This window comes from Dietzia sp. oral taxon 368, assembly GCF_002999155.1.
In the GTDB taxonomy this organism is placed as follows: Bacteria; Actinomycetota; Actinomycetes; order Mycobacteriales; family Mycobacteriaceae; genus Dietzia; species Dietzia cinnamea.
Genome location: NZ_CP027238.1, coordinates 95,343 through 113,174, shown reverse-complemented (window position 1 = coordinate 113,174; position 17,832 = coordinate 95,343). Strand labels below are relative to the sequence as shown.

Annotated in this window: 21 protein-coding genes; 15 read left to right on the top strand and 6 right to left on the bottom strand. The window is 70.0% G+C overall.

From position 1 onward, the window contains the following. The first annotated feature begins 30 nt into the window (after positions 1 to 30). A complete protein-coding gene (locus C3V38_RS00600; protein WP_106384873.1) occupies positions 31 to 330 on the top strand; it encodes a hypothetical protein in 300 nt (99 codons plus the stop codon). Between the two features lie 172 nt (positions 331 to 502). Beyond that, positions 503 to 2,620 carry an NAD(P)/FAD-dependent oxidoreductase gene (locus C3V38_RS00595; protein WP_106384872.1) on the top strand — a complete coding sequence of 706 codons (2,118 nt, stop codon included), beginning with the start codon at positions 503 to 505 and terminating at the stop codon, positions 2,618 to 2,620. Positions 2,621 to 2,701: 81 nt separating this feature from the next. Here C3V38_RS00595 and C3V38_RS00590 read toward each other — a convergent pair whose 3' ends face one another. From C3V38_RS00590 to C3V38_RS00580, 3 genes are all read right to left on the bottom strand, one after another. Next, the gene (locus C3V38_RS00590; protein ID WP_106384871.1) at positions 2,702 to 3,592 is read right to left on the bottom strand and encodes a sulfite exporter TauE/SafE family protein; all 891 of its coding nucleotides are present in this window, start codon (positions 3,590 to 3,592) and stop codon (positions 2,702 to 2,704) included. 52 nt (positions 3,593 to 3,644) lie between these two features. Beyond that, complete coding sequence (locus C3V38_RS00585; RefSeq protein ID WP_106386305.1) at positions 3,645 to 4,211, bottom strand: rhodanese-like domain-containing protein; 567 nt, start codon at positions 4,209 to 4,211, stop codon at positions 3,645 to 3,647. 69 nt (positions 4,212 to 4,280) lie between these two features. Then, the gene (locus C3V38_RS00580) at positions 4,281 to 5,675 is read right to left on the bottom strand and encodes an MBL fold metallo-hydrolase (RefSeq protein ID WP_106386304.1); all 1,395 of its coding nucleotides are present in this window, start codon (positions 5,673 to 5,675) and stop codon (positions 4,281 to 4,283) included. Between the two features lie 129 nt (positions 5,676 to 5,804). Between C3V38_RS00580 and C3V38_RS00575 the strand changes: the two genes are divergently transcribed. The 5 genes from C3V38_RS00575 to C3V38_RS00555 all read left to right on the top strand — a co-directional run bounded on the left by C3V38_RS00575 (position 5,805) and on the right by C3V38_RS00555 (position 7,831). After that, positions 5,805 to 6,062 carry a metal-sensitive transcriptional regulator gene (locus C3V38_RS00575; RefSeq protein ID WP_007626356.1) on the top strand — a complete coding sequence of 86 codons (258 nt, stop codon included), beginning with the start codon at positions 5,805 to 5,807 and terminating at the stop codon, positions 6,060 to 6,062. 71 nt (positions 6,063 to 6,133) lie between these two features. Next, positions 6,134 to 6,556 carry a DUF302 domain-containing protein gene (locus tag C3V38_RS00570; protein WP_106384870.1) on the top strand — a complete coding sequence of 141 codons (423 nt, stop codon included), beginning with the start codon at positions 6,134 to 6,136 and terminating at the stop codon, positions 6,554 to 6,556. Between the two features lie 79 nt (positions 6,557 to 6,635). Beyond that, on the top strand, positions 6,636 to 6,965 hold the full coding sequence (locus tag C3V38_RS00565; protein ID WP_007633554.1) for a nucleotidyltransferase family protein: 330 nt from the start codon (positions 6,636 to 6,638) through the stop codon (positions 6,963 to 6,965). After that, complete coding sequence (locus C3V38_RS00560; RefSeq protein WP_007633555.1) at positions 6,962 to 7,330, top strand: DUF86 domain-containing protein; 369 nt, start codon at positions 6,962 to 6,964, stop codon at positions 7,328 to 7,330. Before C3V38_RS00565 ends, C3V38_RS00560 begins: the two co-directional genes overlap by 4 nt. Positions 7,331 to 7,462: 132 nt before the next feature. Continuing rightward, the gene (locus C3V38_RS00555; protein WP_106386303.1) at positions 7,463 to 7,831 is read left to right on the top strand and encodes a nuclear transport factor 2 family protein; all 369 of its coding nucleotides are present in this window, start codon (positions 7,463 to 7,465) and stop codon (positions 7,829 to 7,831) included. Positions 7,832 to 7,841: 10 nt separating this feature from the next. Here the strand turns inward: C3V38_RS00555 and C3V38_RS17480 are convergent, their stop codons facing one another. Together C3V38_RS17480 and C3V38_RS00540 are read right to left on the bottom strand one after the other, a co-directional pair. Beyond that, a complete protein-coding gene (locus C3V38_RS17480) occupies positions 7,842 to 8,399 on the bottom strand; it encodes a hypothetical protein (RefSeq protein ID WP_165001049.1) in 558 nt (185 codons plus the stop codon). A gap of 130 nt (positions 8,400 to 8,529) precedes the next feature. Further along, positions 8,530 to 8,853, bottom strand: coding sequence for a hypothetical protein (locus tag C3V38_RS00540; protein WP_174705747.1), 324 nt, complete (start codon positions 8,851 to 8,853; stop codon positions 8,530 to 8,532). Between the two features lie 215 nt (positions 8,854 to 9,068). Here C3V38_RS00540 and C3V38_RS00535 point away from each other — a divergent pair, with 215 nt between their 5' ends. Beyond that, entirely contained in the window at positions 9,069 to 10,337 is a 1,269-nt protein-coding gene (locus tag C3V38_RS00535) for a class I SAM-dependent methyltransferase (protein WP_106384868.1), read from the top strand. Between the two features lie 356 nt (positions 10,338 to 10,693). Beyond that, positions 10,694 to 10,834 (top strand): hypothetical protein, encoded by a 141-nt coding sequence (locus C3V38_RS17475; protein WP_007633571.1) that lies wholly within the window; start codon positions 10,694 to 10,696, stop codon positions 10,832 to 10,834. Between the two features lie 368 nt (positions 10,835 to 11,202). Here the strand turns inward: C3V38_RS17475 and C3V38_RS00530 are convergent, their stop codons facing one another. Further along, a complete protein-coding gene (locus C3V38_RS00530; protein ID WP_232303144.1) occupies positions 11,203 to 11,715 on the bottom strand; it encodes a helix-turn-helix transcriptional regulator in 513 nt (170 codons plus the stop codon). An 85-nt stretch (positions 11,716 to 11,800) separates the two neighbouring features. On the opposite strand from C3V38_RS00530, the gene C3V38_RS00525 reads away from it, so the two are divergent. The 6 genes from C3V38_RS00525 (at position 11,801) to C3V38_RS00500 (ending at position 17,807) form a co-directional block, all read left to right on the top strand. Next, positions 11,801 to 12,811: an arsenic resistance protein gene (locus C3V38_RS00525; RefSeq protein ID WP_061230031.1), complete on the top strand. Its 1,011-nt coding sequence runs from the start codon at positions 11,801 to 11,803 to the stop codon at positions 12,809 to 12,811. A gap of 106 nt (positions 12,812 to 12,917) precedes the next feature. After that, positions 12,918 to 14,411, top strand: coding sequence for an MDR family MFS transporter (locus C3V38_RS00520; RefSeq protein WP_106384867.1), 1,494 nt, complete (start codon positions 12,918 to 12,920; stop codon positions 14,409 to 14,411). A 30-nt stretch (positions 14,412 to 14,441) separates the two neighbouring features. Further along, a complete protein-coding gene (locus tag C3V38_RS00515; protein ID WP_061230029.1) occupies positions 14,442 to 15,575 on the top strand; it encodes a sterol desaturase family protein in 1,134 nt (377 codons plus the stop codon). A 249-nt stretch (positions 15,576 to 15,824) separates the two neighbouring features. Beyond that, a complete protein-coding gene (locus C3V38_RS00510) occupies positions 15,825 to 16,223 on the top strand; it encodes a GntR family transcriptional regulator (protein WP_106384866.1) in 399 nt (132 codons plus the stop codon). 1 nt (position 16,224) lies between these two features. Then, the gene (locus tag C3V38_RS00505; RefSeq protein ID WP_254426034.1) at positions 16,225 to 16,929 is read left to right on the top strand and encodes an ABC transporter ATP-binding protein; all 705 of its coding nucleotides are present in this window, start codon (positions 16,225 to 16,227) and stop codon (positions 16,927 to 16,929) included. Further along, positions 16,926 to 17,807 (top strand): hypothetical protein, encoded by an 882-nt coding sequence (locus C3V38_RS00500; protein WP_106384864.1) that lies wholly within the window; start codon positions 16,926 to 16,928, stop codon positions 17,805 to 17,807. The genes C3V38_RS00505 and C3V38_RS00500 overlap by 4 nt, the downstream gene beginning before the upstream one ends. Positions 17,808 to 17,832: the final 25 nt, after the last annotated feature.

Genomic DNA, 17,832 nt, shown 5'->3' with positions numbered 1-17,832 from the left:
AATCGTCGTCGGCGCGGAAGGAGTCGCTCCATGACGCACGAGACCCAGGAGCCAACGCGCCTGACCCCCGAAGACTGGGCCAGTGCGTACGCGGGCTTCATCGCCGGACTCATGCTCACCGCGCTGACCTACCTGTCGAGCGCGTTCGGCCTCGACAAAGTGGGTCTGGGAATCCCCGGGCTCGTCGTGATCCCGATCGTGGTGCCGCTACTGGTCCTGGTCGTCCTGCGGGGCGGCTACCGGCTCGCCGCTCTCGGGCTCTTCCTGGCCGCGCCGGTGCTCTGGGCATCCTTCGCCATCTTCCTCTTCGCGGGAGGCGCGGTGTCCTGACCGAGACCGCCGCAGCGGCAGAGCGCGCCCCCGCAGCCACCGCCCACCGGTCCGCGCCCGCTCACCTCGTCGTCGTCGCCCGTAGCACGTCCCCCGCGCGGCGAGGCAACTCCTCCGACCTGGATTCCCCACAAAGTTCTGACACGCGTCAACACGGGCGTATTCTCACTACGTGACTACCCGCACCTCGTTCCCCCGTCTCACCTCGCCGGGCCGGATCGGCCCCATGGAGACCCCCAACCGCATCGTTCTTCCGGCCATGGACATGAACGTCTCCGAGGACGGCGAGATCGAACAGGCGGAGATCGACCACTACGTCGCCCGCGCCAAGGGCGGCGCCGGGCTCATCATCACCGGCGCGTGCGCGATCGCGTTCCCCGTCGGCGCCGCCTCGCTCAAGGAGCCGGGCCTGTCCGACGACAAGTACATCCCCGGCCTCAAGGCCCTCGCCGACGCCGTGCACGCCGCCGGCTCCAAGCTGTGCGTGCAGTCCACCCACCACGGCAAGGTCGCGCGCGTGGATGTGGCGGGCGGCCGCCCCGTGATCACGCCCAACGAGCCCGACTACACCTACGACTACTCCGCGCTCGCCGACAGCACCCCCGAGGAGCTCGGCAAGATGGGCGCCGCCACCGGCGGAAAGCAGATGGTCTACAAGGAGATGGACTCCGACGACATCGCCTGGCTCATCAGCACCTGGGCCGACGCCGCCGAGCGGATCGCCAAGGCCGGCGCCGACGCGATCGAGATCCACGTCGCGCACGGCTACATCCTCGGCGTGTTCCTCAACCGCCGCGACAACCAGCGCACCGATTCCTACGGCGGGTCGCTGATCAACCGGGCGCGGCTGGCGTGCGAGGTCATCTCCGCCGTCAAGGAGCGCGTGGGGGACTCCCTCGCCGTGCTGGTGCGCGTCTCCGGCGAGGAGTACGGCCAGGAGGGCGGGCTCGAACTTGACGAGGCGATCCTGGCCTCGCAGCTGTTCGAGAAGGCCGGCGCCGACGCCATCCACGTCACCGGCTGGGGCCGCAACCCCTTCGACAACTTCACCGACGGCCCCCTGCCGGATCGCGTCGGCGCGTACCTGGACAACGCCGCGGCCATCAAGCAGGCCGTGTCCGTGCCGGTGATCGCCGTGGGACGCATGCTGCCCGAGGTGGCGGAAAAGGCGATCGACGACGGCAAGGTGGACTTCGCCGCCATGGGCCGCCAGCTGCTCGCCGATCCGGACCTGCCCAACAAGCTGGCCACCGGGCGGCGGGCCGAGGTCCGGCCGTGCATCAACTGCTACCTCTGCGTGGCCGAGAACTTCTTTGACGACACCCCCTTCTGTGCCGTGAACCCGGCGCTGGGCAACGAGAAGCTCCTGCCGCTCACGCCCGCGCCCACGCGCGAGCACGTCGTGGTGGTGGGCGCCGGACCCGCCGGGCTCGAGGCCGCGGTGGTCCTCACCGAGCGCGGGCACCGCGTGACCGTGCTGGACAAAGCCGACCGGCTGGGCGGCACCATGTGGTTCTCCACCCTCACCACGCCGGACAACGAACCGCTGGTTCGCTTCTTCGCCGCCGAGATCGACCGGCTGGGCGTCGACGTGCGGCTGGGCACCGAGGCCACCGTCGAGACGATCCGCGCGCTCGGCGCCGACCGGGTGATCGTGGCGACCGGCGCCAAACGCCCCGCCCCGGCCATCCCGGGCGGCCACCTGCCGCACGTGCACACCGGCGACTCGCTGCGCAACACCATGCTCGGCACCGCCACCGCCGACGAGGCCGGGTTTCTCCTGCGCCTGGTGGGGCGGCTGGGCAAGCTGTCGACCATCACCAAGCGGCCGTCGTGGATCCGTAACCTCACCAAGATCGCGCTGCCGATGGGCAAGAACGTCGTAGTGATCGGCGGGTCGCTGGTGGGCCTGGAGCTGGCCGAGTTTCTGGCCGAGCGCGGCCGTCGCGTGACCCTGCTGCACGAGTCACAGCAGCTGGGCCTGCCGCTGGCGATGCCGCGCCGCTGGACCGCGGTGCGGCATGCCAAGGAGCACGGTGTGGACATCCAGCGCCGTGTCTCGGTCACCCGGATTACCGAGTCGGGCGTGGAGTGGACCGACGCCAAGGGCAACGCCAAGTCCGCCGCGGCCGACATGGTGATCTACGCCGACGGCACCATGGCCGCCGCGCCGCTGGCCGATGAGCTGCGCGCTGCGGGCATCGACTGCGAGGTCGTGGGCGACGCCGGCGAGGTGGGCTACATCCACGGCGCCATTCACTCGGCGTTCACGGTCGCGTCGGTCGGCTGAGCTAACGCTACGACTGCCGAGGTCGCCCGGTCCTGCTGCGGAGGCCGCCCGGCGAACCGGGCGGCCTCCACTCGAGGGCAGTCACGCCAGAGCCGCGCCACCCCTCTGGCGATCCGTGGCCCTGCCCAGCGCGCAACGCTCCGTGAAGCCGAGCAGGCAGACCGCCGCGGCCGCGGCCAGGACCGCGACGACGCCGAGAATGATCGGCCCGGCGGGGAACGGCAGCTCCTGCGAGAGGACGAACGCGCCCATGAGCAGGACAAAGACCCCGAAGCCCTTGCGCAGAGACCGCTCCGGCACCACGGAGGTGAGCCGGATGCCGACGAAGGAGCCCGCGATCGCGGCGAGGGTGACGGCGGCGACGAGCGGCCAGTCCAGGCTGACCGACGTGAGGTAGCCGCCGAGACCGGCGAAGGACTTCATCGCGATGACGAGCAGGGACGTGCCCACCGCGGCCGTCATGGGCAGACCCGCCAGGAGGACGAGGGCCGGCACCACGAGGAAGCCGCCGCCCGCACCGACCAGTCCGGTCGCGGCGCCCACGACGAGTCCGTCGAGGAGGATCCGCCAGAGCGGGTGGTGGTGCGTCTGGCTCTGCCAGTCACGGTCCTTGCGTCTCTTGATCATCGCGCCGGCGGTGGCGATCATCATGAGCGCGAAGGCGATCATGAGGAGGGTGCCGGGGATGTAGCCACCGGCCAGGCCGCCGAGGAACGCGCCGACCATCCCGGCCGCGCCGAAGATCAGGCCCGTCCGCCATTGGACGTTGCCCTTGCGGGCGTGGCCCGCGAGGCTGACCAGCGAGGTGGCGCCCACGACGAACAGTGAGGTCGCGATGGCCTCGCGGGCGTCGAGCCCACCGATGTAGGTGAGCAGCGGGACCACGAGGATGGACCCGCCCCCGCCGAGCAGGCCCAGGGACAGGCCGACCAGGACGGCCAGGGCCACGACGACGATCGTGGTGATCTCCATGGAGGGTGCCTTTCTCCGGCGGGGGCGCCGGGGTCGCGGGCGGGGTGGTGGGTCAGGAACGGGTCGGCAGCGAGTCCAGGACGGTGCCGAGCCCGGGCTCGGCGGCGGAACGGTTCCACGGCATCGTCGACAGCGCGGCGGCCATAGCGCACGAGTTGCTCGCCGCGGAGTAGGTCAGCCCCGCGCCGATCGCGCCGGCGAGGTAGGCGAACTTCGGCGAGATGAGCTTCGAGGCGGTGACGCCGACCAGGACCAGGGAGCCGGCGACCATGCGGACCTGCCGGTCCATCGCCCAGACGCCCTTGCCGCGGACGACTTCGCCGCCAGCGGCCTCGTAGCCGGCGATCCCGCCGTCGAGCACGGTCACAGAGTCACGGTCCACGCCCACGGCAGCGAGCCGCTCGCACGCCTGGCGGGCGCGGTTGCCGGACTGGCAGATCAGGAGGACCTGGCCGGGGAGCCGCGAGGCGAGCTCCTCGCCGTGCTCGGCGAGCAGCGGCAGCGGCACGTTGTAGGAGCCGCGGATGTGGACCGAGGCGTACTCGGCGCCGGAGCGCACGTCGATCACGGTGGGCGGGGTGTCCCCGCTCATAGCGTCGTGGAGCTGGGCGGGAGTCATGGTCGGGATGCTGGTGAGAGAGGAGGACACGGGTGATTCAGACCTTTCGGGTGAGGTGAGTTGGTGTGGTCAGGCGGTGGCGAGGTTGCGCTCGGACCAGGCGTTGTAGCTGCCCTCGAGCTCGACGACCCGGTATCCGGCTCGCCGCAGGGCGCTGGCCGTGACCGAGTTGCGGACGCCGCTCTGGCAGTAGGTGACGATCGGCCCGTCGGTCGGGAGCTGGTCGAGGTTCCACAGGACGCGGCCGCCGCTGAGCTGCTCGGAGCCGGGGATGTGGCCGTCCGCGTGTTCGGTCTTGTTGCGCACGTCCAGCACCATCGCGGCGTCGAATGTGGCGAGGTCGTCGGGCTGGATCATCTCGGGGGTCGTCATCGGCAGGCCGTCGAAGCTGGTGGTGTAGCCGGTGACGGTGTCGATGCCCACCCGGATCAGGTGGTCGCGGTACCGCTCGGCGGTCTCCTCGTCGGCGGCGAGGACGACCAGGGGGGTGTCCTCGCGCTCGGGGTCGTAGACCCACGCGCCGTACGAGGCGGCCTTGTCGACCCCGGGGATGTTGAGGGCCCCGGGGACGGTGCCGGCGTGGACTTCGTCCTGGCCGCGGGTGTCGACGACGACGAGGTTGTTCCTCTCGAGCCCCTCGGCCAGCTCTCCGGTGCTGAACCGGCGGAGGGGTGCGAGCGCTCCGAGGATCGCCGGACCCTCCTTGTTCTGCCGCTTCATGCGGCCGAAGTAGGCGTGTGCGTCAGGTTGGCCCTCGAGCATCTCGTCGATGAAGCCCTGCTCGTCGTTGCGCTCGACGTAGTCGGCCCACCAGGCGAACCGGCGCTCGTACCCGACGGTGGTCGAGGGGAGCGCGCCGAGCGCCTTGCCGCACGCGCTGCCCGAACCGTGACCCGGGAACACCTGGACGTGGTCCGGCAGCGAGACGAAGGACTCCTTGAGGCTGCGGAAGATCTGTGAGGCGCCCTCGAAGCGCGTGTCGACTCCGCCGGCGGCCTCGTCGAGCAGGTCCGGTCGGCCGAGGTCGCCGGCGAAGACGAAGTCGCCGGTCAGCATGTAACCGGGGGAGTCGGCGAACGCCCCGTCGGTGACGAGGAACGATAGGTGCTCGGGCGTGTGTCCCGGGGTGTGGACGGCCTCGACGGTGATGTTGCCCAGCGTGAGCTGGTCACCGTGGTGCAGGCGCTCGGCCTCGAAGCCGTACTGCCAGTCGTCGCCGCCCTCGCCGGACACGTAGATGGTCGCCCCGGTCGCCTCCGCCAGCTCGCGGGTGCCGGACAGGTAGTCGGCGTGGATGTGGGTCTCGGTGACGGTGGTGATCGTCATGCCGTGGCGGGCGGCCAGCTCCAGGTACTCGCTGATGTCGCGGCGGGCGTCCACCACCATCGCCTCATTCTTCGCCTGGCAGCCGATGACGTACCCGGCCTGGGCGAGGTCCTCGTCGTAGATGCGCTCGAGAAGCACGGTGCTCTCCTTGTCGATCGGGTTCCCCGTCTCGGGGTGTGCCACGAAGGTACATACCCTGGGGGGTATACGCAACATGCCCCGGGGGGTATAGTCTGTGGTGACTTCTCGTCGACCACAGGGGGCCCGATGCAACTCGACACAGTCGAACTGACGCCGACACTCAACCGCCTCAAGCGCGCCCAGGGCCAGCTCGCCGCCGTCGTGCGCATGATCGAGGACGGTCGCGATTGCAAGGACGTCGTCACCCAGCTCTCGGCGGTGTCCAAGGCCCTCGATCGGGCGGGTTTCGCGATCATCGCGAGCGGCCTCGAGCAGTGCCTGACGAACCCGGACGGGACCCTGGACAAGAAGGACCTGGAGAAGCTATTCCTCTCCCTGGCCTGACCCGCTGCAGCTTTACACTCCCGAGTTGGGGACACCACAACGCCGTCGAAGAGATATCGAAGGAGCCGGTCATGACCTACACCCGCACAGTCACTGTCGACATGCCCTACGAGCAGGCCATGGAGCGCACGCGCGCTGCCCTGGCGGAGCAGGGCTTCGGCATTCTCACCGAGATCGATGTCAACGCGACGTTCGCCGCCAAGCTGGGTGACGAGGCAGCGGACAAGGTGGGCGCCTACACGATCCTCGGAGCCTGCAACCCCGGCCTGGCCAGCAAAGCACTGTCCGCCGAACCGGAGCTCGGTGCCCTGTTGCCGTGCAACGTCGTGGTGCGCCGCGGCAAGGACGCCGAGCAGACGACCATCGAAGCCATCGACCCGCAGACCATGGTCCAGCTCAGCGGCAGTCCTCAGGTTCGGGAAGTCGCTGACGATGCCGACGTGCGGCTGCGTGCTGCGCTGTCGGCGATCAGCGACGCCGCGTCCGGCAGCTAGCCCGGGCGCGCCGTACCCTCGCCGTGTCGGCGGCCTACTGGTAGCCCTCAGCGGCCGGCGCGGCGGGTACCCTAGGCGCATGACGAGCACCGCCCCGACTCCTGAGTCTCGCGTACTGCGCGAGCTGATCGAGGCGCGTAGTGATGAGTTTCGAGCCCTGCTCGCAAAGTACTCGGCGACCAGGCCGAGACTGTTCGGCTCAGTCGCCCGCGGCACTGCCCATGGCGAAAGCGATATCGACATCGTGGTCGACATGGACCCGGCCGACGGCAATCTTCTGATGCGGGCTTCTGGATTGATGGAGGAAGTCCGAACGCTCTTCGGCCGCGAGAACATCGACATCTTTCCAGCCCAGCTGCTCAAACGTCCGATCTCCGACGCTGCGATCCGCGACTCCGTGGCGATATGACTCGCGAGACCGATCGGCGCATCGGCGACATCCTGCAGGCGATTGATCGCTGCCGGAGGTACGTTGCCAGCCTCGATCATGAGAACATAGATCTCGTCTTCATGGCGGAGGACGCCATCGAGCGCAATCTGCAGATTATCGGGGAGGCCGCGAACCACCTGCCTCCTGCGATTAGGGACGCGCATCCGGAAATCGCTTGGCCGCAGATTCGCGGGTTCCGCAACATCCTTGTTCACCAGTACTTCGGCGTCGAGACCGACGTGGTTCGCGACGTGGTGATGACACACCTGCCTCCACTGGCCCAGGCCTTGAGACCTCACGCGCCCGAGCAAGATCGACGCGCCGGCACCGGCCTCGACGATTGATTCGTCCCACAGAGCCCGCCTCAGACCACGAGCCCGGCCGTGCGCTGGTAGCCGCCGGCGCCAGGATCGAAGGCGCGGTAGTGCTGCCAGCTTCCAGAGAAAATGTCGGTCATGTGCGCCTATCGTGAAGGCGTGGACATCGCGGAACTTCTGGAGCTCGAGCACCAAGGGTGGTCCTCGTTGTGCGACCGCTCGGGGGCCGACTTCTACGGGCGCCTCATGACTCCCGACGGGGTGATGGTCCTGGCCCACGGTCAAGTACTGGACCGTGCGGAGGTGGTCACCTCCCTCAACGACGCGCCGCCGTGGCGGACCTACGAGATCAGCGACGAGCGCCTCGTCGAGCTCAACGACGACGCGGTCGCGCTGGTCTACACAGGGCGGGCGACCCGCGGCGACGTCGACGAGTTCCACGCACTGATGTCCACCGTGTACACGCCCCGTCAGGGGCGGTGGCGGCTGGCGCTCTACCAGCAGACACCCATCCCACCCACCGGGTGATCCTGCGGTGTCAGCAGTCCACGCCCTCAAGTCGTAGGCACGCCGGCGGGAGCTCTTGGTCAGGTCCGTAACCATCGGCCGAGTCCGGGTCGAACGTCGGCCTCGGGTGCGTCCGCCAGTACTCTTCGGCGAACTGCCGGTTGTACGCCTCCTGATCGAAGGTCTGAACGGGCGGCGGCGGGACATAGGTAGCCAGCATCTGGTTCTGACACGTCTGCGTCCACCCGGATGTGCCATCGGTGAAGAACGTCGTACCGGTCTGGTGGTTCGCGGTGCCGCACGACGCGATCTGCTTTCCCAGGCAGTGGGGGCTCTCGTGGCCGGGCGCCCCCTGGTACCCGACGGCCCCGCACGTGTCGGCGGCCGGCTCTGCTGCCGTCGGGCTCGGCGGCGGTTCGCTGGAGCTGGCGGTGGTGGACGTCGATTCGGTGGAGCTGGCTGTCGTCGACGCCTGCACGGTGGTGGTGACGGTAGCCGGCGTGGGCGCCGGATCGTCTGCGCTGCAGGCGGCGAGGAGGAAGATGATCGGGGCGAGAGCGGCGAGTGCCGCAGCGATGCGAGAGTGCATATCGAGCCTCACGAGGAAGCGCGTGACTCCCTCGGGTTGAGGAGGCCGGCGCGCGGGGTGGTGGGAGAATGTTAAACCCGTTACCACGCGTTCGTCGCCACAATGAGGCACTGAACCACGGCAGTCATCGCTACGGCCGGAGCTCGATCAACTGCCGCGTCGCGCGGGTCATCGCCACGTACCGGTCGACCGCTCCGGTGATGCCCGAGTCGGTGTCGCCCGAGCCGAAGGACCCGGGATCGACGACGACGACGACGAGGTCGAACTCCAATCCCTTGGCCTCGGCCGGGGTCAGCGTGCGGACGCGGTCCGAGAAGGCCCGCTCGACGCCGGGAGAGCCGGCAGCGCGGATCACGCACGCGACGCCCTCGGGGTGAGCCGCGAGCCAGTCGTCGAGAACTCGCGACAGATCCTCCACTCGGCCGTAGGTCACCGGCACCCCGCTGCTGCGCACGGACTCCGGGACGTTGCCGACCCGGGGCTCCGCCGCGCGCTGTACCGGGCGTGGCCGATGATCGACGCGGACGACCTCGTCGGGGACCTGTGGACCGTGCCCGCGTACCTGCGGCTCTTGCCGCAAGCCCCCCTACCAGCTACAAGCTGAGAGTGGGAGGGAGTTCGAGGGCCGTGAGGTCGGCTTCGGCGCACGCCCCCTGAGACAATGGCCCCGTGCCCACTCACCGCGCCACCGACCTCGCCCCGACGACCGTCGAGTGGCGCGAGAACGACACCGACCGCACCGCGGCCTGGCGCTCCGAGAACGGCGCCCCCGCGCCCCGACGCATCGTGGTGATCCACGACGACATCGCCGCGGACAAGGCCCTCAAGCTCATCCGCTCGGGCACCGGACTGTTGTGGCGGGGCGACTTCCACAACGCCCGCCAGCTCATGCGCGCGCTCGACCGGCGCCTGGGCAAGCGCGCGTCGGGGGCGCCGCAGGGCTCCGATCCCGGCGCGATCTTCCACGCCAACCGCAGGGCCCGCGCCGAGCGGGCGACCATCCTGGGACGGATCCTCGTCCCGCTGGAGCCCGACTACTCGATCAGCCTGCGGCGGGCGCCCGACGTGCGCGACGCCTGCGTGCACGCCTATGGCCCACCGCCCGGCGGCGCCGAGGAGGCGTCGGGTGGGTCCGACGAGGTCGGCGGGACGCGGGGCGGGGAGACGCTGGTCTCGCTGCCCGAGGTGCTGGGTGTGATCAGCGCGTACGAGTGGCACCGCAACGGCATCGAGATCGCGGCGCTGGGCGCGCGCATCCACCCCGCCTACGGCGTCTTCGCCCCGACCCGCGACGAGTACATCGACCTCGTCGCCGACGCGCCGTGGCCGCCGGGCGTCGACCAGCCGGTCGTGTGGGATATCGGCACCGGCACCGGGGTGCTCGCCGCGGTCCTGGCCCGGCGTGGTGCCCGGGCGGTGGTGGCGTCCGACATCAACCCGCGCGCCGTGCAGTGCGCGCGGGGCAACATGCGGCGGCTGGGGTTGGAGGACCGCGTCACCGTTGTGCGCGGTGACCTGTGGCCAGGCGACGACGACGAGGTGGGCGACCGCTCCGCGAGGGCCGACGTCGTGGTGTGCAATCCGCCCTGGATCCCCGGTCGGCCGACCTCGGACCTGGAGCAGGGGATCTACGACCCGGACTCCGACATGCTCCACCGCTTCCTGGCTGAGCTGCCGGAGCACCTCACGCCGCAGGGGGAGGGGTGGCTCATCCTGTCCGACCTCGCCGAGCACCTGGGCCTGCGCACGCGCGACGAGCTGCTCGCGCGAGTCGCCGACGCGGGCCTGACGGTGGTCGGGACGCACGAGACGACGCCTCGGCACTCTCGCGCGGCCGACACCGCCGACCCGCTGCACGCCGCCCGCGCTAAGGAGCGGACTGTCCTGTGGCGGCTGGCCGCGCGGGGCTCCAGTCCGAGCGCCGCAGCGCGCGGGTAGCCCTGATGAGGAACCCGGTCGCAAGCAGGGGCGCGGTGTGCATGCCCGGGGTTCGGCGCGGTGTCCTTTTCAGTTGGCTCAGTCGGGCTGCGTGGTCGAGGCGGCGCCCTCATCGTGCGGGGTCGTGGATGCCGTGGGTGTCGACGTGGCGCTCGTGGGGGTCGCGGCCTCGGAGTCCCGCGATTTCTGCCAAGGCCACCGGCCGGAGATCTCCAGCTCCAGTGACCAGCGGTCTCCTGGAACTCCACGCAGTCTCCCTCCGGGGCTCCGCGAGTCCTGTTCCCGCACTCGCGCGTCCGCCCACACATCTGATATCCCGGAAGGGTAGATCAGTCCCGATCCCCAGGAGAGAGATCATGATCCCCACGGGCTCGCTCGAGAATCCGCTGCGCTTCATCTTCGGCCCAGGGCCGGGGGAGGCGGCCTGCATGGCCCTGACCCCGGAGTGCATGGGCTGGCTGCCCTACCTCGCGGCGAGGTTCGGCATCGGGTCCTGACGGGGCCTGCCGATCGGGTCCTGACGGGGCCTATTTTTTGGTGTAGTCACTGCGATTCGGCGGGAACTTTCTCGCAGTAGCTACACCAGAGTTCGAGGCGGGGCCGCGGGCGGGCATTCCGGCATCACACCACCGCCCGGATGCGCTGCCGCATCGGCCTGCGCTGCGAGAATGGTCCATCCCGCCAGCGTGAGCCCGGTCGAAACGTGCAGAAAGGCAGCGTAGGGCAGAGGGGCAGCGTATCCGGCAGCACTCGTGCTGGCTCTCTGCAGAGATCGCCCGCCCGGGCGAGAGCCGCGCCCGGAGTTCAGGCCTCCCGCACCCCCTAAGACGGTACGACGACGCTGGTCAGCGGCGCAATCTCTTGATCAGGACGCGCGGTGTAGCGCTTCGGACACCCCGAGTTCGCGGAATCGGCCCGGGGTCAGGCCGGTGGTCCGGCGGAACGCCGCTCCGAACGCGCTGGCGGAGCTGTACCCGACCCGCGCGGCCACCACGTCCACAGTCATCCCGCGGCCCATGAGCAGCGCGGCCTGCTGAGCGCGGAAGGCCGCCTGCCAGGCGCCGAAGCTCAACCCCGTGTCCGCGCGAAAGGCCCCGGTGATGGTCCGTTCGCTCACGCCCAGCCGCGCCGCCCACTCCGTCAGCGAGCGCGGGTCGCCCGGGCTGGCCTCGAGTGCGGTGACGATCGGCCGGAGGAGCTCCGAACCCGGACGCTGCACGAGCAGAGCGTGCGGGGACGGCTCGAGTAGGTCGAACACCATCTGCTCGGTGAGCTCGCGCGAGCGGGCCTCGAGCGACTGGTCGACCAGTCGCTCGAGGAGCAGGGGTGTCATCTCCACCGACCCCGCCTCGCACACCGGCAGCGTCCGCGTCTCCACGGGCTCCAGGGTAGACCTGTTGCCGGGCGGGTCCGGCGGTCGGACGCGCTGGACTGACCCGCGGCTGCGCGGCGAGGGGAGGGCCATGCGCTCGAGCGTGGAGTGGATGGAGCGCCACCAGGTGGCGCTGTACCTCGCGGGCCTCGTGGCCGGTGGGGTCGTCGGACTCCTCGTTCCCGCGGTGGCCGGCCCGGCGGAGTTCGCGATCCAGCCGGTGCTCGCGCTGCTGCTGTACGCGACGTTCCTCGGGATCCCGTTCGGCGACGTCGGCCGGGCCCTGCGCGACCGCCGCTTCCTCGCGACCATCGGCGTGGTCAACTTCGTCGTGGTCCCGCCGATCGTCTGGCTGCTCTCGCGCGTCGTCGCGCACGACCGCGTGCTGCTCGTGGGCGTGCTGTTCGTCCTGCTCACGCCGTGCATCGACTACGTCCTCGTGTTCTCCGGCCTCGCCGGGGCCGACACGCGGCGGCTGCTGGCGGCCACGCCGCTGCTCATGCTCGCCCAGATGGTGCTGCTGCCGCTGTACCTGTGGGCGTTCCTCGGCGCCGAGTTCGTCGACGCAGTGGACCCCGGCCCGTTCGTCGAGGCGTTCCTCCTCCTCATCTCGCTGCCGTTGGCCGCCGCGGCGCTCACCCAGCGCGCGGCCCCCGGTCGCGCTGCCGGCCCGGTCGGCGCCGCCGGTCCCGTCGCCCGGGCCGCCGGCGCGGTCGAGCGGGGAGCGGTCTCCGCAATGGTCCCGCTCATGGTCGCCACCCTCGCCCTGGTCGTGGCCTCCCAGATCGCCGCGGTCAGCGAGCAGCTCGGCACGCTGACGCTGGTCGTGCCGGTGTACGCGGTGTACGTGGCCGTCATCGTGCCCGTGGGCGTGCTCGCCGGGCGGCTGGCCGGACTCGATGTGCCCGGCAGGCGGGCGATCGCGTTCAGCGGAGCTACCCGCAACTCGTTGGTGGTCCTCCCGCTCGTGCTGGCACTGCCGGCGGAGTTCGAGATGGCGCCCCTCGTCGTCGTCACCCAGACCCTCGTCGAGCTCGTCGCCATGGTTCTCCTGGTCCGCCTGGTCCCGCGGCTCGTCCCGGAGGTATTTCGCATCACGTGAGGCGGCGCGCCGGACGAACGTTTAAGTACAGTGCGAAGGTTCCCGTGCGCGGCCTCCCGGCGCCGGATTCTGCTCTTTTCTCACACCGCAATCCCAGAGGACGACCGTGACGTCTGAAGTCTCCGCCAACCCCAACGCCGCCGCGCCGGCCGCCGCAGAGGCCTCGCCGCCGCTGCCCGCCGCGACCGTGCGCCTCATCGCCCTGCTCGTCGGCGCCGCGTTCGTGGTGATCCTCAACGAGACCATCATGTCCGTGGCGCTGCCCGAGCTCATGGTCGAGTTCGCGGTGACCGCCGCGACCGCGCAGTGGCTCACCACCGCCTTCATGCTCACGATGGCCGTGGTCATCCCGTTCACCGGGTGGCTGCTCGTCCGATTGCCGCTGCGGATCGTGTTCGTCATAGCGATGAGCACGTTCACCGGCGGGACGCTGTTCACCTCGTTGGCCGTGGTGTTCCCGATGCTGGTCGCCGGCCGGGTCGTGCAGGCCGTCGGCACCGCGATCATGATCCCGTTGCTCATGACGACCGTCCTCAACGTGGTGCCGGCCGACCGTCGCGGCCGCACGATGGGAGTCATCTCCATCGTGATCGCTGTCGCGCCCGCGATCGGTCCCACGGTGGGCGGTCTCGTCCTCGAGGTCCTGAGCTGGCGGTGGATGTTCTGGTCGGTCCTGCCCATCGGGATCGTGGCGCTCGTCGCCGGCGCAGTGCTCATCCGCAACGTCACCGAGCCGCGCCCCATCCCGCTCGACGTCCTCTCCGGCGTGCTCTCCGCCATCGGCTTCGCCGGACTCATCTTCGGTCTCAGCTCGATCGGCGAGGCCGCCAGCGGCAATGCCCTCATCTCGCCGTGGATCCCCGTCGGGATCGGCGCGGTCGCCCTGGCGGTATTCGTGTGGCGTCAGCTCGCGCTCAAGGACTTCGCACTGCTCGACGTGCGGGCCTTCCGGTTCCCCACCTTCACCGTGAGCCTCGTGCTCATGCTCGTCTCGATGATGTCACTGTTCGGCACCCTCATCCTGCTGCCGATGTACATGCAGCAGGTGCTGGGCACCAGCACCCTGAACTCCGGGCTCGCCCTCCTGCCCGGCGGCCTGATCATGGGTGTCCTCGGCTGGTTCGTCGGTCGCGCGTTCGACCGGATCGGCCCGCGCCCCCTCATCATCCCCGGCTCGATCCTGGCTTCCGCCGGCCTGTGGGGCATGTTCACGACCTTCTCCGACGACAGTTCGTTGGCCCTCGTCATGACGTGGCACATCGTCCTCAGCGTGGGACTGGCGTTCCTGTTCTCGCCGCTCATGACCTCCGCGCTCGGGTCGCTGCCGCCGCACCTGTACTCGCACGGTTCCGCACTGCTCAACACCCTGCAGCAGGTAGCGGCAGCCGCCGGGACCGCGCTCTTCATCACCGTCATGACGCTGGGGATCGTGTCCGGTGCCGAATCCGGACTGGGGGACGCCGCCGCGCAGATGACCGGCGTGCACAACGCGCTGCTGCTCGGCGCGGTCATCTCACTGATCCCGGTCATCGGTGTGTTCTTCGTCCGGAACAGCGCCCAGACCGAGGGCCCCGCGACGGCGCCCGCGTCCGCGCACTGACACGTATGAGCTGCGTCATATGATGACGCCATGAAGGTCGATCTGACGGTCCTGGCGATCCCGGCGTTCGTGGCGTCGATGGCGGCCGAGTACGCCTGGCAGAAGCGCAACCCGGCGCCCGACCGGCGGGCCGGCGACTACGAGTTCGCCGACACCATGGCCAGCCTGTCGATGGGCGTCGGGAGTCTGATCGCGCCGTACATCACCGACAGGCTCCTGGCGCCGCTCACCCCGCGGACCGGCCGCTATGCCAAGGCGCTGATGGGCTTCTCCCTGGCCTCGGCCGCCGTGGCCACCGCCGGGGACCTGATCCGCCGCCACCGCGGGTCTGGTCTGCCCGAGGCGGGGACCTTGTCGTCGTCATCATCGTCGTCGGCACTGCCCGACGGCGAGGGCGGGGCAACACCCGAGCGCGACGCCGCGATCCCGCCCGCACTGCGCCGGATCACCGGCTGGTCGGCGGTGTCCGCCGTCGCGTCCACGGTGGTCATGGTGTCGACGCTGTGGAGCGCCCAGACCGCCAGCTCGGTCCTGTTCCGCCGGTCCCCGCTGGACCTGGGCTCGGGACCGCTCGCGTACGCGGTGGGCATCCTCGGGTGGGACTTCCTCTACTACTGGAACCACCGCTTCGACCACGAGAGCCGCTGGCTGTGGGCCATGCACGTCGTCCACCACTCCAGCGAGCGGTACAACCTCTCGACCGCCCTGCGCCAGCCGGTGGCCGAGGCGTTGACCATCTACGTCCCATACGGGTTGCTGTCGCTGCTGGGCGTGCGGCCGGCGATCGTGCAGGACGCCCGCGCGGTGAACCTCATCTACCAGTTCTGGGTCCACACCGAGGCCATCCGGACCATCGGACCGCTGGAGAAGGTGTTCAACTCGCCTTCGCACCACCGCGTGCACCACGGCAGCAACCGCCGCTACCTCGACCGCAACCACGGCAGCATCCTCATCATCTGGGACCGACTGTTCGGCACCTACGAGCCGGAGGGCGAGGACGTGGTCTACGGGCTCACCACCAACATCAACACCTTCAACCCGCTGCGCATCGCCACGCACGAGTGGCTCGCGATCTCCCGTGACGTCTTCCGCTCGGAGACGTGGAGCGACCGCGTGGGGTATCTCGTGCGCGGGCCGGGTTGGGCCGGGGCGCGGCAGAGCTAGCTAGGCGGCGGGCGGCCGGGTCGACGGCCGACCTCCGGGGTCGAGGCCTACCGCGAGATCATCGCGGCAGCCTTCGTCGAAGGGTGCCTGACGCAGGTCTGACAGGCCAGCAGCCGTGCGGGCGGTCGCGCTCCTCGTCGTCGTCACCTCGGTTCTCTCCCACCGCGACCCACGCTGGGCGTTGACAACGCCCTCCGTCGGTGTCACTGTATTAATCACCTAATACAGCAACACGGAAGCGGGGCGACGATGCAGTTCGACACCTCGTCCCCGATCTGGGTGCAGCTCGTCGAGGAGTTCTCGCGACGCATCGTGACCGGGGACTGGGCGGCGGGCACCAAGATGCCCGGCGTCCGCGAGTTGGCGGCCGAACTGGGCGTCAACCCCAACACCGCCCAGCGCGCCCTCGCCGAACTCGAACGCCTCGACCTGTGCCGATCCGAACGGGCCACCGGGCGCTTCGTCACCAGCGACGAGGAGCGCATCGACGAGGTCCGCGCCGACCTCGCCACCGACGCCGCCGACTCCTACGTCCGACGCGTCCGCGGCCTGGGCATGACGCGAGACAGCGCCAGAGCACTGCTCGAGAAGAGATGGGACAGCCATGACGACCACGCCACTACCGATGCAGACACCGGAGATGCCTGAGATGAACGAGCCCACAACACTTGTCGAGGTCTCCGGCCTCGCCATGCGCTACGGCCCCGTCACCGCCCTCGACGGCGTCGACCTCACGCTCGCCTCCGGGCAGATCGTCGGCCTGCTCGGCGAGAACGGCTGCGGCAAGACCACACTGCTCAAGATTCTCGCCGGCGTGATGACCGGCTACACCGGCGACGTCCGCATCGCCGGTCACGCGCCGGGCCCGGAGTCCAAGGCGCGCGTGTCCTTCCTGCCCGACACCAGCTTCCTGCCCGACCGCGCGCGGGTCAGCTACTGCCTGGACCTGTACGCGGACTTCTTCGCCGACTTCCGCCCCGAGAAGGCCCGCGACCTCATCGGCTACTTCGGCCTGAGCGAGTCAACGCGGCTCAAGGAGATGTCCAAAGGCATGCGCGAGAAGGTCCAGATCGCACTGGCCATGTCGCGCGACGCGAGCGTCTACCTGCTCGACGAGCCGATCTCCGGCGTCGACCCGGCCGCGCGGCAACTGATCGTGGACGGCATCGTGCGCACCCTCTCCGAGGACTCGCTGCTGCTCATCGCCACCCACCTCGTGCACGACCTCGAACCCGTCCTCGACGCGGTGGTGATGATGCGCCACGGCCGCGTCGTCCTCTCCGGCGACGCCGACGACCTCCGCGGCGGCCGGGGTGCCAGCCTCGACCAGATCTTCAAGGAGACATACCGATGACCGCGACCACCGCGACCCCCTCACCGTCGACCGGGGCCCCGAGAAGGGCGACGACGACGAGACTCCTCACGCACGAATGGCTGCGCACGCGCGGCACGCTCGGGACCCTCTTCGGCCTGCTCGCGCTGATCGGGGCGCTGGGCAGCCTGCTCGGGGCCGCCGGCTGGCCGGTGCTGTCCGAGCTCGGGCTGGCCGCGGGCATGCTCGCCGCGGTGATCGCCGTCCCGGCCGTCCAGCTGACCCTCGCCGCCGACTACTGGCGCTCGAGCTACGGCCGGATCGGGTACTTCACGCACTCCCTGCCGGTCCGCGGTTCCCGCATCTACTGGGCCAAGCTGGCCTGGGCGATGCTCGCGTCCCTGGCGGCGATCGTCCTCACCGTGGTGCTCGCGCTGCTCGCGTGGTGGTCGAACGCCCAGCGCTCGGGCGGATCGTCGCCGTCGTGGTCGGTACTCACCGCCGCGTGGACCACCGTCACCGACGTCACGCCGGGGTGGATGGTCGCGGCCGGCATCGCGCTGGCGTTCGGCTCGGTCCTGGTGTGGCCGGTGCAGTACTACTTCTCGATCTCGATCGGGCACGAGCGACGGTTGTCCGGGCTCGGGGCGGGTGGACCGATCGTCGTGTTCGTCCTGGTCTACCTCGCCACGCAGGCGTTGTCCCTGCTCGGGATGCTGCTGATCCCGATCGGGGTGGGGGAGACCGACGGCGAGACGCTGGGCCTCGTCCGTTTCGACCTGCTCTCCGAGTTGGCCGCCGGCGCCTCCGCGAGCAATGACGTGATGCCGATCGGCTTCGTGATCGCGCTCGTCGCCCTGGCGGTGTTCTGCCTCTGGCGCACGGCGCGGTCCTGGAACCACAGGGTGGCGCTGGGCTGAGCCCCCGGTCGAGTAACTCCTACAC